Source organism: Microcoleus sp. B3-D2 (assembly GCF_036705345.1).
GTDB lineage: Bacteria > Cyanobacteriota > Cyanobacteriia > Cyanobacteriales > Microcoleaceae > Microcoleus.
The window spans coordinates 1-14,676 of sequence record NZ_JAUBUG010000110.1; the positions used below are offsets into that span (position 1 = coordinate 1).

11 protein-coding genes are annotated in these 14,676 nt (G+C 44.3%); 3 read left to right on the forward strand and 8 right to left on the reverse strand.

Features of this window, described 5'->3' with window-relative positions; genetic code table 11:
- Positions 1 to 74: 74 nt before the first annotated feature.
- The 3 genes from QUB14_RS26720 to QUB14_RS26730 form a co-directional block, all read right to left on the reverse strand.
- Positions 75 to 422: a hypothetical protein gene (locus QUB14_RS26720; protein WP_333220968.1), complete on the reverse strand. Its 348-nt coding sequence runs from the start codon at positions 420 to 422 to the stop codon at positions 75 to 77.
- Between the two features lie 368 nt (positions 423 to 790).
- The gene (locus QUB14_RS26725) at positions 791 to 1,534 is read right to left on the reverse strand and encodes a transposase family protein (RefSeq protein WP_333220970.1); all 744 of its coding nucleotides are present in this window, start codon (positions 1,532 to 1,534) and stop codon (positions 791 to 793) included.
- A 64-nt stretch (positions 1,535 to 1,598) separates the two neighbouring features.
- Positions 1,599 to 2,237, reverse strand: coding sequence for a poly(ethylene terephthalate) hydrolase family protein (locus QUB14_RS26730; protein ID WP_333220972.1), 639 nt, complete (start codon positions 2,235 to 2,237; stop codon positions 1,599 to 1,601).
- A 428-nt stretch (positions 2,238 to 2,665) separates the two neighbouring features.
- Here QUB14_RS26730 and tnpC point away from each other — a divergent pair, with 428 nt between their 5' ends.
- A complete protein-coding gene (gene tnpC, locus QUB14_RS26735; protein WP_333220974.1) occupies positions 2,666 to 4,045 on the forward strand; it encodes an IS66 family transposase in 1,380 nt (459 codons plus the stop codon).
- A gap of 84 nt (positions 4,046 to 4,129) precedes the next feature.
- Here the strand turns inward: tnpC and QUB14_RS26740 are convergent, their stop codons facing one another.
- From QUB14_RS26740 to QUB14_RS26760, 5 genes are all read right to left on the reverse strand, one after another.
- Complete coding sequence (locus QUB14_RS26740; protein WP_333220976.1) at positions 4,130 to 5,482, reverse strand: response regulator; 1,353 nt, start codon at positions 5,480 to 5,482, stop codon at positions 4,130 to 4,132.
- A complete protein-coding gene (locus tag QUB14_RS26745) occupies positions 5,479 to 8,667 on the reverse strand; it encodes an ATP-binding protein (RefSeq protein WP_333220978.1) in 3,189 nt (1,062 codons plus the stop codon). The genes QUB14_RS26740 and QUB14_RS26745 overlap by 4 nt, the downstream gene beginning before the upstream one ends.
- Entirely contained in the window at positions 8,664 to 8,885 is a 222-nt protein-coding gene (locus QUB14_RS26750; protein ID WP_333220980.1) for a hypothetical protein, read from the reverse strand. The genes QUB14_RS26745 and QUB14_RS26750 overlap by 4 nt, the downstream gene beginning before the upstream one ends.
- A gap of 36 nt (positions 8,886 to 8,921) precedes the next feature.
- On the reverse strand, positions 8,922 to 9,287 hold the full coding sequence (locus QUB14_RS26755; protein ID WP_333220982.1) for a GAF domain-containing protein: 366 nt from the start codon (positions 9,285 to 9,287) through the stop codon (positions 8,922 to 8,924).
- A gap of 382 nt (positions 9,288 to 9,669) precedes the next feature.
- Positions 9,670 to 10,443: a VOC family protein gene (locus QUB14_RS26760; protein ID WP_333220984.1), complete on the reverse strand. Its 774-nt coding sequence runs from the start codon at positions 10,441 to 10,443 to the stop codon at positions 9,670 to 9,672.
- A gap of 458 nt (positions 10,444 to 10,901) precedes the next feature.
- Here QUB14_RS26760 and topA point away from each other — a divergent pair, with 458 nt between their 5' ends.
- Positions 10,902 to 13,628, forward strand: coding sequence for a type I DNA topoisomerase (topA, locus tag QUB14_RS26765; protein ID WP_333220985.1), 2,727 nt, complete (start codon positions 10,902 to 10,904; stop codon positions 13,626 to 13,628).
- A gap of 446 nt (positions 13,629 to 14,074) precedes the next feature.
- Positions 14,075 to 14,245, forward strand: a complete 171-nt coding sequence (locus tag QUB14_RS26770) for a hypothetical protein (protein ID WP_333220987.1) — start codon at positions 14,075 to 14,077, stop codon at positions 14,243 to 14,245.
- Positions 14,246 to 14,676: the final 431 nt, after the last annotated feature.

The following is a 14,676-nucleotide window of genomic DNA, read 5'->3' on the forward strand; positions in this document are numbered from 1 at the left end:
ATCTTGCACTTTATTCTCGCTCGCGCGCTCGAAACCTTTCGCGACGCAATATGCACTCGATTATTCAGCAAGCCCTACTTAGAAGATGGTTTGGGAACTGCAACGGTGGTAATACGGACATTCGGATCGAGGGCGTCACCTTGAGAGTAAATATAATCAAATGCACCTCGATCATTAAGCATATTTGCACGCAAAAACAGGGCGCTCCAACGGGCGATCGTTTCAATACCCACGGCTCGCTCTAAGGTAGCAGTATTGCGATCGGGGTTCGCACCAGGGGGGTTATTAAGATCGGTAATGCCGAAGTGATTTGCACCCATAACAGTAATCAAAGCTTTGGGTGGTGTTTGAATGTTATCAAAGGTGCTTTGAGAGCGATCGGGCAGGGCGACACTATCGATATCGCCTTGAATCAACGCCACTGCAATGCCATCATTAGCGATGGGTACAAATTAGACATCTCCGAAAACACTCAAAGCCTCTGTGTAGTTAATTTCTAGGACGTAAATGTAATCATCCTAAATTAGCTAGTGTGTACGATGAAACCAGACTTTGAGATATTTATTCTTAATAACTATGCCAAAATATTGAGTAAGCTATGTAAATTTTAATTTGACCATTTTCCCGCTTTTCCTAATGGTAATATTAAGGCTCCTATTCGCAACCTTACTATTCCACAAATCGTTAAAATTACTTGCTCATATTTGTGGGGGTTTAATCTAAATCTTTCTTGGGCAACTCGAAATATCTTGACCGTTCTAATTCGATGTTCCAAAAAAATCCGGCGAGCCTAAAACGCTTTGTTTTGTTCTTTTTGTTCAGTTGTTAATTCTCGGTTTCTGGGTTTTTTAATGGGAGTTGTTATTAAATCTTCTCCCACGTAAGCTTTATCTCCCTTAAATCTTTGTTGAGGGTCAAACTCGGAGCGATATTCCCGGAATAAGGTTATATCGCTTTTAGGTCCAGGTTCCCCTGCCACAACATCAACTATATCTCTACCATCGGGCATGATAATTATTTGACTTTTGAATGTATGATTACTCTTCTTGCCTGAAAAGTATTTTTCTTGTTCATCCTTATCTCCAGGTCTCTCTCTGACTTGTTCGTAGGTATCTACTATTAATTCATATTCTGTGAGTATTTCCTTAACTATTGCATGGTCAGCAGCGTTTTTTTTTACTTGTTCCAGCAAGCTAGATGGTAGCAGTTCTCGCAGGTGCGGCAACCAATAGTTAAATGTATCATTAGCTGCTGTAGACTCACTTACTCCCAACTGGATGCCCAGAAGTTGAAATGTTGTCATATGCCTCAGATAGACCAAGGTTAAAATTATTTGTTCGGGAAGAGATAGTTTCGGTTTCCGACCTCCTCCTCTAGCAATAATTCTCACTTTCTTTGCTTCTAGTAAAGCTTGTTTTTCATGATGTAATCCTTCGGCATTTTGGAGCAATTGTTGTAACTCTTCATAGGCCAGACCAATTAATCGCTGTGTTTCTTTATGATTTTCTTCAATATGATTCAGGATGTCGCTCATCTTTCTGTGTAAAAAAAGGTCTCTTATGTTCTTTTACCACATAATGTTACTATTTTGGAGATGTCTATTCATTAGCAATGGAATTCCGCAAGTTAGCTCCAAAAAATGCACCCGCTAATAGTTCTTTCGGGCGCGTAAATGGCTCTTGACACAAATACAATTCTGGGAGACATTTGTTAGCAATCACTGATAACCCCACTGCACCACCAAAAGAATGACCCAATAAACCAAGGCGCTGCGTATCGATAACAGACGCGATCGGAGATGTGGGGTTTGTGCTTTCGATCGCCATTTGCGACAAAACCGCCGCTATTTGCGAAGTTTCTGCCACCAAGCTAGGCGGTGAAGTGGGATTAAAGGGCGAAGGGCGCAAATGGTTCGGAACAACTACCACAAAGCCGTACTGCGCCACGTGGCTAGCGTAATCTGAATAAAATGATTTATCTACAAGCGCACCTTGCAATAAAAGTACAATGGGGAAAGAGTAATTACCCGAATTAAGATCGGAGGGTTTAGGATAATAAATGTCAGCTAAATCCTTATTAGCAGATATCGTCGTACTGTAAAAGCTGGTTTCTTTAAATGGCGGTGCATAATCGATTGTTGTGGCAAAGACTTTGCTAGCAAGGACAACAAACGCAGCAATTGCACAAACAATTGCTAGGGTTTTTGCCGAAAAAAAATGAGGGTGGAAATTCATCATTATTTTGGGTTTGAGAGTGCGTGCATAAGCTAGTGAAAAAAAAGCAAGTCGGCGACCGTTGGTAATTTAAGGAGCGTTGCCGGAAAAGGTTTCGGACTCTGTGACTAAAAGTATCAGCTTGTGATTAATAGAAATTTGTGTAAAAATTGCCAATCAACTGACTCATAAATAAACACGCTTCCTGATTTTACACCCTTTTTGACTACTTGGATTTTAGTGTGGCTTATAACCCGACCAAATCTTCTTTAGTAAAACATTTCCTAGAGTGGTGAATCGTAAGGATTCAGGTATCTAAAACGTAGTCAAAGAAGGACTTATAGAATTCAAGCATTCGCTAAATCAACAGCTTAATTCTCAAGAGGTACGAAAATAAAAGGTAATTGCTCAACCCCCTTGACAAGAAGACGAGATAGACATTAGATCAAGGAATGGAAAAACTCCCCGACTTAAAGCAACTATCGAACGAGGCGAAAGAAGCCTTGATAGTAGAGCTATGGCAAGAAATCCAAAAACTCACCGCCGCTTTAGCCACTACAGGGGAAGCAAAACCAAATAAAGTTCCCACCAAAACCAGCAAAAATTCTAGCACTCCGCCGTCGAAGGGATTCAAGCCCAACATTAAGCAATCGAAAATTGAGGGGGTAAAAAGAGCCGGGAGCGTAGGAAGAGCAGGAGGAGGAAGAGAACTACATCCTGATCCCGACCAAACAATCATCGCCCAACTCAAAAATTGCCCCCAGTGTGGAGAGAAAGTCACCACTGCTGCCCAAAAATTGCAATCGGTCTACGAAAAAATCGAACTACCACCAATTCGTCCCATCATCACCCGAATCGAACGTTATGGTGGTCAGTGTGCCTGCTGTCACACCGAATATGTTGCACCTGTACCATTAGGAATGGAACCAGGCTCACCGTTTGGCAGTTCTATTCAAAGCTTAGTCACATATCTCCGTTACACTCATGCCATCAGTTACGAACGGCTATCGTCCATATTGGCATCTGTCTTTGGACTTAAGATATCAGAAGGAGCAATCGCCAACCTATTAAAGAAAGTCAAAACGAGTTTAGATGACCAAGTAACTCAAATACTCCATCGGTTGCAGCGGGCAAAATTAATTTGTTCAGATGAAACCAGTGCCAGAGTTAATGGACAGAATCAGTGGGAGTGGGTGTTTCAGAACCAGGATGTTTGTTTACACGTCATCCGTCCGAGTCGAGGCACTGGAGTAATTAACGAAGTTCTAGGAGAACATCGTCCTGATATCTGGGTGTCAGACTTATTTAGCGCTCAAAAAAATCACCCCGCACCACAATGGCAAGTGTGTTTGGCTCATCAACTGCGCGATTGCCAATATGCAATTGACGCTGGGGACAGGATTTTTGCCCCAGGGATGAAGAGGTTATTATTAAGGGCTTTTATCATCCATCGACGACGAGAAAAAATCGACGATGCCAGACTCAATCGATATCGAGAAAATTTACAGGAAAGATTAACGGGGATTTTGAATTTAGCGCCACACCATCCGGATGGTATCCGGTTACGAAAACGCTATGGTGGGCTAATTGACAATTTATTTCTATTTCTGGAAGATGCGACAATTCCACCCACGAATAATAGTAGTGAACAGGCGATTCGGATGAGTGTAATATTTCGCCGTGTGACTAATGGCTTCCGTTCGGAATGGGGGCGAGATTTGTTTGCTGCTGTTCGTTCAGTTGTTAATACTGGCAAGCGTCAGGGCTTGACGGCTTATCAATCTATTCAACAAGCTCTCTCTACTGATCGCTCCCTTTTTTGCCCTAGTTGAGCAATTACAATAAAAGCTTTCATGGTTTCTTAATAAGAATCGTTATTCGATCAAATGGTTACACGGTATAGGTTTTACTGCTTTTCACCTGAGCTGAATCTTTACGTGAATCGGAATTTCGATGGCTAATGTCGCCCCTTGAGCCGGTACCGAAAGACAGCGGAGTTGCCCGCCGTGATCGCCCACTACGATAGCATAGCTAATCGATAACCCCAAACCCTTTCCTTTGCCCACTTCCTTCGTTGTAAAAAAGGGGTCAAATATGCGTTGTTGAATATCTTCGGTTATGCCGGGCCCATTATCAGTAATATAAATACCCACTTGAAAGTTGGAGAGTAATTTCGTGCAAATAGTAATAGTAGGAATTGGGCTGCTATCATCTAGATCATTTGCCCAACGTTTTTGGGATTGCAACGCCTCAATCGCATTAGTCAGAACATTCATAAAAACCTGATTAATTTGCCCTGCGTAGCATTCTATCTTTGGCAGATCCTCATACTCTTTGACCACTTTAATTATCGTTTGGTCTGCTTCATCTTTCAGCCTATGCTGCAAAATCATCAGCGTACTTTCAATTCCTTCATGAATATCCACCGCTTTCAACTCAGCTTGATCGAGTCGGGAAAAATTCCGCAGCGAGTGCACTATTTCTCCGATTCGGTCAGCTCCTATGCTCATAGAAGCAATTAACTTCGGCAAGTCATTCCTGAGAAAAGTGAGATCCATAGCCTCCAGTTGTTCCTGAATAGCTTGTGTGGGATTGGGCAAATCTTCTTCATAGAGTTGCACCAGCCTCAGCAAATCTTCAGTGTACTCCCTTACGGGCGAGAGGTTCCCTTTAATGAAACTAATCGGATTGTTAATTTCGTGAGCTACCCCTGCTACAACATTCCCCAAACTTGACATTTTCTCGCTTTGGATGAGTTGAGCTTGTGCCTGTTGTAACTGTTGTAGAGCCTGCTCTAGTTGTTGGGATTTCTCTCGCTCCTTAGCCTCGGACTCCTGCAATCGCGCATTTTGCTCGTGCAATTTTTTTTGCAAACGCTGAAGAGCGAGTTGATTTTCGACACGAGCTAAAACTTCTTCTAAATGAAATGGCTTGGTGATGTAGTCTACTCCTCCAACAGCAAATGCTTTGACTTTATCCAACACTTGATCTAGGGCGCTCAAGAAAATAACTGGAATACCCGAAGTTATGCAATCCGCTTTTAGGTGTTGGCAAACTTCGTAGCCATTCATCTGGGGCATCGTGATGTCCAGCAAAATCAAATCGGGTGGGGTTGAACGCGCTGCTTTTAAGGCCATTTCCCCGTTTATTACGCCCCGAACTTTATATCCTTTGTCGCTCAGCATAGTGGATAAAAGACGCAGGTTGTCTGGGGTATCGTCAACCACTAAAAGATTGGCAACATGAGATTCTAATTGATGACTGCTCATGGAATAATTTTTTCAGTTAAGTTAGTAATTTTATCAAAACGAAAGTTGTTAGCCCAATCAGCGATGGTCTCCGCAAAAGAAGTATTAGATTCGGGGATTGCGGCGACCAAACTTAAAATCTGCTCTGCATCAGCATCGATAGCTGCTTGATGTAACTGTATCACCCACTCCGCAGGCAGTGTCGCCAAAGTTGTCCTTAAATTTTCACTTTTTTCCTCTTGTTTGACACTCAAGTCTTGGCCCTCAAGCTGAGATAATGTAAAGTTCGGTAAATCTTCATAGATATACTGTACCCCTAAATGTTCAGCCATTTTGGCAAAAATAACTTCTTCTTGGAAAGGCTTGCTCACAAAATCGTCACAGCCTGATGATAAAACAATGGCTCGCTCTTCGTCAAAAGCGCTAGCGGTCAACGCAACAATCGGGGTAGCCTCATCTTGAATCTTGGCTTTAATTTGTCTGGTGGCTTCATACCCGTCTATCACAGGCATTTGCATATCCATCCAAATTAGGTGAGGTTTCCAAGCTTCCCAGATTCTAATAGCTTCTTGACCATTTTCCGCTTCGCGCACGTCCAAGCCAAGCGGTTCGAGAAGATGAACCAATAGCAAACGGCTCTCCCATTTATCATCAACCACCAAGATGCGATATGAGGGTTGGTTGGGTTCTAAACCAATTACCCGCCTTCTTGATTGTCGAGGTTGAACTTCAGCCATCTCAGGGGAGCTAATTTGGATATTAAAACTAAAAATTGTTCCTCGATTCAAGGTACTGCTGACGGTAATGTCTCCTCCCATCAGTTGTACGAATTGTCGGCTGATGGGTAAACCCAAGCCAGTTCCTTCTTGAGATTTTCGACCCGCATCAGTTTGTACAAAAGCCTCAAATAAAGAATCTATTTCAGTAGGAGCAATGCCATAACCAGTGTCTTCCACTTCAAACGTAATAGTCCGTGGTTCGTTGTCTGTTGGGGACTTTTGTTTCGCACTAATTGCTGCAACCCGAAGTGTCACACTTCCCTTGGTAGTAAACTTGATCGCATTTCCTAGCAGATTAATTAAGACTTGACGCAATTTACTTTCGTCAGTTTTTACATACTGAGGAATATTAGAATTGATGTGTAAGCTAAGTGCTAAACCTTTTGAATCAGCTTTGAGCTTGAGCATGTCTTCGAGAGAATGGAGCAAATGATACAAGTCAAAGCTAGTAGGATTTAAGGTAATCCGACCTGCCTCGATTTTAGACATTTCCAGCACGTCATTAATCAGCGTCAGCAAATGCTCGCCAGAACGACTAATGATGCCGATCTGTCCCTGCTGTATGTGAGAAAGGGATGAGTCGCGTCCCAGCACTTGGGTAAAGCCGAGAATTGCATTGAGGGGAGTCCGCAATTCGTGACTCATTTTTGATAAAAATTCGCTTTTAGCCTTGTTAGCGGCATCTGCTATTTCTTTGGCTTGTTGAATTTCTTGGCTGGCATAGTGAATTTCTTGGAACTTCTCCTGGAGAGCACCTGCCATGATTTGGAAGTTGTTTGTCAGGACATTGATTTCGGTTACTCGGCTGATGGGTAATTGTAATTCTTTACGTTCAATCAGCTTATTTGGTAAATTGGTGGTAAAGTTAGTCAGTTGCTGTAAAGGTTGAATTAGACGGTGGCTGATAAGTTTAGTCAGCAGGGGTGTCAACATCGCGATCGCCGTCAAGACTGCAAAACTATTTGTATAAAGTCTATTTAAGAGAACTAGATGGGGAGCACTAGCCATTTCGACGACTAATTGCCAGGGAAAATTATCACCGATCGTTGCTTTCTGAACATAGAACGATTTTCGCCAGCGTACCGCCTTCGGCATATTTTGAACAATGGGAATCCAACGGTGGGTGGTGTCATCTACTTGCTGTATTTTGCCATTGTCATTGTGATCGAATGGTTGTAATAACTTGAGATCCTGACGAGTGCTGAGAATCACTTGCTGCTGCGAATTCAGCACGGTAATCAGATCTGTGGAGGCTGGATAATTCTGGGTTAACCAGCGATCGAGTGCATTAACATCAATTTCTGCCAATACCTGACCCACCAGACGATCGTCCTCCCAGATCGGAACGCTTTGAATCATGCTAGAGAAGTTAGTGCGATCGAGCAATATACTATCAGAAAGTTTGGGCTGCTTCTCCATCAGAAACGAATTGTATTTTAATCGTTCCAGCTCGATCGAAGTTGTGGAAATAGCTGATACAATGATTTTTCCTTGAGTATCAGTGATGTAAATATTGCGGAATTCTGGAAAGGCTTGCTCGACTAACTCAGTGGATTTTTGGAGGGCATTTGATGGAGACAAATTGCTATTCTTGGCAATGACGGCCAGTTCGGCCATCATGTTTTGGCTACGCTGCTGCCAGTTCCGCAGTTCTCTGCTTATACTTTTGGTGGTAGAGTTTAAATTTGCTAAGATATAACGTTCTTGCTGAGCGGTAGCCCCATCGCAGTTCCAAATCGTCAGGATGACAGTTGGGATAAACACAAAAGTAACGAACAAATTCAAGAGAGTTTGCTCAAAACTCATGATTTTCGTTGCTGGGGAACGACCGCTCCACTGAGCAATGGGGGTATGATTTAGAATTAAACTTGCTACTAAGGCGTTACAAATTAGATTGACTGGGTTTTTTAGTGACATAAATAGCACCAAACTGGGTTCAATCTTGCCAACGCCAGCATATAGTAACCACAACAAGGGAAACCCAATTAATCCCCAATAAATCACGTCGAGCAGAAGTAAGTTATTGCTGCGCCGTCGCAATCCCCAGCCGACAAAAAATGCTTCTAGGGTAAACAGGATAAAGCCATAGGGATGTTTCCATAATAGGATTGTGTGGGAACCCGCGATCGCCCCTGCGAGCGTCCCCCAGCCCCATCCGTACAGTCTCACAACCAACATGGTAAACACACTGCCAAATAGCCAGTCTAGATGGAAAATTATCGCAATGCTAAAGTAGTTACCTGCATAACTCAGGATGAGCAGGATGAGCAGGATTAGACTGGTTGACGATCGATACTGTGATTTCATGTTAATTAAATGTAAAATGAGATCGCTGTTAGATTCCAGACTTCTTCTAGTGTTGCGGGCGTGGATTTTGTCCTCTACCAACAGGACGAGTTTGAGCATATAAACGATGCCGGCTTTCACCGGACGATCGCGATCGGGTTAAGACTGGAACCAAAGGCTTTAGAAAACTTTTCCTCCGACTGGCCCAAAGCTCTTTCTGTCTGCATTCTGAGAGCAATTTCCTGTTGCAATTCTTGAGTTCTTTCTATAACCTTACGTTCCAGCGTTCGCGAGTAGCCCCCTAATTGGTCATATCGTTGGGCATTTTCAATGGAGATGGCAATTTGGGGAGATAACACTTTTAACCGCTATAGGCTATCTGTAGTCAAAGCCCGTTAAGTCAGGTTATTTTCCAGGTAAAGAATGCCTGCTAGCTTGCCTTGGTGCAGCAGAGGAGTGCAGAGAAGCGATTTCGGTTGAGTGGATGCAATATAAGGAGCGCAGGTAAATTGTCCCTCTTGGGTGGCGTTATTTAACATCACATTTCCCTGGGTGCGGATGACGTAGTTGGCGATCGCACTTGCAAGCACGCTAACTGCATCCTCCTTCACCGAACCTTCCGCTTCTAGCGCCCTGTTTCCCGCTTTTTCTAAAATCAAAAAACCTTTTTGGGTCCCCGCATTTTTGATAGCAATTTTCATCAATCTTTCCTGCAGCCTACTCAAAAATATTTCACCCGAAATCGCTTGCGAAGCTTTCATCACAGTAGTTAAATCTAGCGTAAGTAGGTAGGCGGAATTAAACTGATCTATGTAACAGTATGTAAACAGGGCTGACTTAGCCACGCTTAGGGCTAAGGATACTTTACAATCGTTTACAGAATTGCGTTTTACAGCGCGTACCTACTTATCTCCCAAATTGTTGCTAGTTGTTCTGTTATGCGATACCCAGGCAGGTCAGTAATTGTCTCCATTTTCCAGTCCTCAATAAATTGGGGGTTAGTATATCTCTAGTTTACTCAGTAAACCTGGAAAGTTCTCAATTGCCTTTAATCTGTTTGAACTTGTCAGTCCGCGTTCTGTACGAACGCTCGCAGCTCGTTCGATACTGAAGTCATATTATTAATTGTTTTACGGTTTTAGATTACCAACTGATAATAAGCGGCAATCCTGGTCGGAAATCTACCTGTTGTCCCTGCAATTCTCCATCAAAACCCAGCTCCACCAAATACTCGGTTCCTATCCGTAACTTTAGCTGATTTGTCTCAAGCACTGCTTGAAGTTCTGGTGACGGATTATTGGCAGCAGGACTGACTAATTCTACGCGAGTAATTTCACGTAAACCAACACCATGCTCCAAAGGCTGTGACTTCTGGGCCGAGTATTGATCTGGACGTTTACCAAAGGAAATTTGGAAAAGCATGGGCTCAGTCAAAACATCACTATTTGTTCCTACTGCGATACTCATCGTTTCAGATAAATAAGGTGGACGATATGCCCAACTAGAAAATGCAACTGTGTCTTCAGAACCTTTGGCTGGACGCAAACAGATGGCAAATGGACACGCACCATTATTCCGATTTGTCGATCGCTCCCAAAGACGAGTCCGATGAATTGGCTCAGACTTAGCTTCTTCTGGATCGTGAATCCATAACAATTCCAACATTGCGTTATGGAAAAAGAAACAGCGATTGGCAGTACCTTGTCCGCGATGAATGCGAGATCCACCCTCCACTAAACCGAAGGATGATAAACGATTAGCTTCCGAAGCACCAATATCAGTAAAGATGAAAAGATGGTCGAATTCAAATGTCATAGCATTGTTCATAGACTCCATCGATCGCTCCAGTAATTTTAATCCTCTGTGATTGCTTTTTTTGCGATCGCCACGCTTATGCTGCACAGCGTACTGTACCAAAGTCCCAAACCTCTAGTCAGTAAATCTTTCCCAATCTAAAATCTAAAATCTAAAATCTAAAATCGATAGTCCCAAACCTCTAGTCAGTAAATCTTTCCCAATCTAAAATCTAAAATCTAAAATCTAAAATCGATCGCCCCAACTTTCCCCAAGCTTCAAGTTACAACTAGATTGAGGAACCATCCGCCCGCATCCTGCAGTCTCAACATCCAGTTACCGACAATTCTGCTAAAGTCAGGTCATCCAAGGAGTGCATCTTGTAGAGACGCGATTCGCAGCCTCTGCCCCCACAGCAGTAAAATCCCATCACATTGTCACCTGCCACCCGATCGGCAGTAACTTAAAAATTAAGGTAGTTTGAAAATAATCGCCCAAAGTTGAAAGAAGCCTTGACATCTGACCTAAACTCTCTAACTTAGACCCTCTAGCTGCGCTGCCATCCATATTTAAAAGATGCCATGTCAACCTTAGTCATCGTCGAATCTCCGACCAAAGCCCGCACCATCCGCAACTTCCTGCCCTCCACCTACCGTGTAGAGGCATCGATGGGCCATGTCCGCGACCTACCATCCTCCGCCGAAGAAATACCAGAAGCCGTTAAAGGAGAAAAATGGGCGCAACTGGGCGTAAACGTGGAAGCAGACTTTGAACCCCTCTACGTCATCCCGAAAGATAAAAAGAAAATTGTTAAAGAACTCAAAGACGCCCTCAAAGACGCCACAGAACTGATTCTAGCCACTGACGAAGACCGGGAAGGCGAAAGCATTTCCTGGCATTTGCTGCAAATCCTCAAACCCAAAGTGCCCATCAAGCGGATGGTGTTTCACGAAATCACCCGCGAAGCTATCCGCGACGCCTTAACTCACTGCCGCGATATCGACAATCGAGTTGTACAAGCCCAAGAAACTCGCCGAATTCTCGATCGACTCGTCGGTTACACACTCTCTCCGCTACTGTGGAAAAAAATCGCTTGGGGTTTGTCCGCCGGTAGAGTGCAGTCAGTGGCTGTACGCCTTTTGGTGCGGCGGGAACGGGAACGCCGCGCTTTCCGCCAAGGTAGTTACTGGGATTTAAAAGCCCTTTTGGAAAAGGGCAAGATTTCCTTTGATGCCAAACTCGTGACTGTCGGCAATGTGAAAGTTGCAAACGGCAGCGATTTTGATGAAAATACCGGGCAAATTATCGCCGGCCGCCGTGTACTTTTGCTGAACGAACAACAGGCGCGGGCTTTACTCTCACGCATTCAAAACAAACCTTGGACTGTCACCAATCTCGAAGAACGGCCAGTCACCCGTAAACCCTCGCCACCGTTTACGACCTCAACTTTGCAGCAGGAAGCTAACCGTAAGCTGCGGCTGGGTGCGCGGGAAACTATGCGAATTGCCCAAAGTCTCTACGAACGCGGTTTTATCACCTATATGCGGACGGATTCGGTGCATTTGTCCGAACAGGCGATCACAGCGGCGCGCAGTTGCGTGCAAGAACTTTACGGCAGCGAATACCTCAGCCCCGAACCGCGCAAATACACCACCAAAAGCAAAGGCGCCCAGGAAGCCCACGAAGCTATCCGTCCCGCCGGCAGCACTTTTCGGACTCCGCAGCAAACCGGATTAGATGGGATTGATTTCCGCCTCTATGATTTGATTTGGAAGCGGACTGTCGCTTCTCAAATGGCGGATTCCCGCCAAACTCACGTTACGGTACAAACTCAGGTAGAAGATGCCGGTTTCCGTTCCAGCGGTAAACGCATTGATTTTCCAGGCTTTTTGCGGGCCTACGTGGAAGGTTCCGACGATCCGAATGCGGCGTTGGAAGACCAAGAGGTGATTTTGCCGGCGCTGAAGGTGGGGGATAAACCTAATTGTAAGGATTTAGGGGCAGTTGGCCACGAAACTCAACCTCCCGCCCGCTACACGGAAGCTTCTCTGGTCAAAATGCTCGAAAGCGAAGGTGTGGGCCGTCCGAGTACCTATGCGAGTATTATCGGTACAATTGTCGATCGCGGATATGCCAAATTAATAGCTAATGCCCTAATTCCGACCTTCACCGCTTTCGCCGTCACGACTTTATTGGAAACACATTTTCCCGATTTAGTAGACACCGGTTTTACTTCCCGAATGGAACAAACCCTCGATGAAATTGCCACCGGCGAGGCGAAATGGCTGCCGTATTTGCAAAAGTTTTATACAGGGGAAACCGGGCTCGCAACCCAAGTGAAAGAACAGGAAAGTCAGATTGATGCGAAAGTTGCCCGAACTGTGGTATTGGAGAATCTCTCCGCCAAAGTTTGCATCGGCAAATTCGGCGCCTATCTGGAATCTGAAAGCGAAGAAGGCTTGGTAAAAGCATCGATTCCCCAAGATTTGACGCCGGCAGATTTAGACCCGGAACAAGTGGAGTTTCTGTTAAAGCAAAAAACCGAAGGCCCGGAAAAATTGGGTCTTCACCCGGAAACCGGGGAACCGATTTATGTGCTGATTGGCAGTTACGGGCCATACGTTCAGTTAGGGGAAGTGTCGGAAACGAACAAGAAACCGAAGCGGGCTTCTTTACCGAAGGGGACGGATAAGGATAGCGTGACGCTGGATATGGCGGTGAGTTTGTTGACTTTACCCCGGTTGTTGGGCACTCACCCGGAGACGGGGGCGAAGGTGCAAGCTAATTTGGGGATGTACGGCCCTTATGTGGTGCATGACCAAGGTAAGGTGGGGAAAGATTATCGATCGATCAAACCGCCGGATGATGTTTTGACGATAACGCTCGATCGGGCTTTAGAGTTATTATCGCAGCCGAAAGCTGCCCGCGGCCGCAGCAAATCAGCCACACCTTTAAAGGAATTGGGCGCGCATCCAGAGTCGGGAGAATTGATCAATGTTTACGATGGCCGTTACGGCCCCTACGTGAAACACGGCGATATCAATGCTTCTTTGTCGAAGGATGAATCTGTGGAGAATTTCACATTACAAAGAGCACTGGAATTGTTAGCAACCAAGGAAGCAGCAGGCGGCGGAAAATCTAGCAGCAAGTCGAAGAAGTCTACTAAGACTGCGGCGGCGAAGTCTGAGACTGCAACTGAGAAGACTGCGGCGAAGAAAACTACTGCTAAGAAGACGACGACTGCGGCGAAGAAAACCACTGCTAAGAAGACGGCGACTGCGACAAAGACTAAGAAGAAGACAACGTGAGTTTAGTTTAGTTTTCACTCATCTAGAAACCCGGACGGTGTAGGGGCGGTGCCCCCGTGCCCGCCCGGTTTTTTTGTTGGGTAAGAGACTTGACAAATTTAAGTTTGTAGTAAGGACTTCAGTCCTTAAAATTGGGTTTGAGTGTAGTAGGGCATTACGACCAACCGATCGGAAAAATTGTTATGTTTTTCTTGATTATAACTTGCCTGGACACAAAATATGTGGTAGTTTGGGGTTTTCTCAGGTGTTGAGTCTGCATTTGTAGGTGAATGCTTGGTTAGACCCACAACGCCTATCCCTCAATTGTTCAGTGTTTTATCGGTTTGTAACAGTACATTTGGTAGAAATAGGGGAGACTTGACATCACCCTAGAGCTATATCAGGAAGTTGCTTGAACCCGTGACTTACCATCAGAATATCAACTTCTAGCAGGAGATCTTGTAACATTGGTTGATTTTTTTGATCATCCTAGTGGTGGTGAAGAGGGCTATCTGTTGGAAGTATTTAATGCTGTTGGTGATTCTCTTACAGTTATCGCTGTTCCAATTTCTACTTTAGAAGTTTTACGTCCTGATGAAATATTAACTGTTCGTTCTTGGGCGGCAAAAGCAGGTTAGTGTTGATTAAAATTGTATTGTGACTGGGACGTAAATGTAAATGCTAAACTGATTATTTTAGTGATTCAGGAGTATTATTAGATGAATTACCATGAGGCAGAACAAAATCTTCAGGAGTGGTTTGAAGCTATAGATTATCGGGGCTTAATTCAGAAACGTTTACGCCATGTACATAGAGATTTAATCTACACTTGCTCTAATGGTTCTGAAATTTACATTAGCTACCCTGGTTTGAAGGCAAGACTTGGAAGAGATGAAAAAGTTGTATACGATTACAGGGTTGATATCGTCACGTCAAAATTTCAAGCTTCTCTGTCTCATGTGAACATTATTGTTGATATTTACAACAAATGCCTACATAGGGCTTGCTGAATAATCGAGTGCATATTGCGTCGCGAAAGGTTTCGAGCGCGCGAGCGAGAATAAAGTGC

Excerpts from the sequence above, each read along its gene's own strand:
- QUB14_RS26725 (WP_333220970.1), bottom strand. The coding sequence starts at position 1,534 with ATGAGCGACATCCTGAATCATATTGAAGAAAATCATAAAGAAACACAG.
- QUB14_RS26730 (WP_333220972.1), bottom strand. The coding sequence starts at position 2,237 with ATGATGAATTTCCACCCTCATTTTTTTTCGGCAAAAACCCTAGCAATT.
- tnpC (WP_333220974.1), top strand. The coding sequence starts at position 2,666 with ATGGAAAAACTCCCCGACTTAAAGCAACTATCGAACGAGGCGAAAGAA.
- QUB14_RS26740 (WP_333220976.1), bottom strand. The coding sequence starts at position 5,482 with ATGAGCAGTCATCAATTAGAATCTCATGTTGCCAATCTTTTAGTGGTT.
- QUB14_RS26755 (WP_333220982.1), bottom strand. The coding sequence starts at position 9,287 with ATGAAAGCTTCGCAAGCGATTTCGGGTGAAATATTTTTGAGTAGGCTG.
- topA (WP_333220985.1), top strand. The coding sequence starts at position 10,902 with ATGTCAACCTTAGTCATCGTCGAATCTCCGACCAAAGCCCGCACCATC.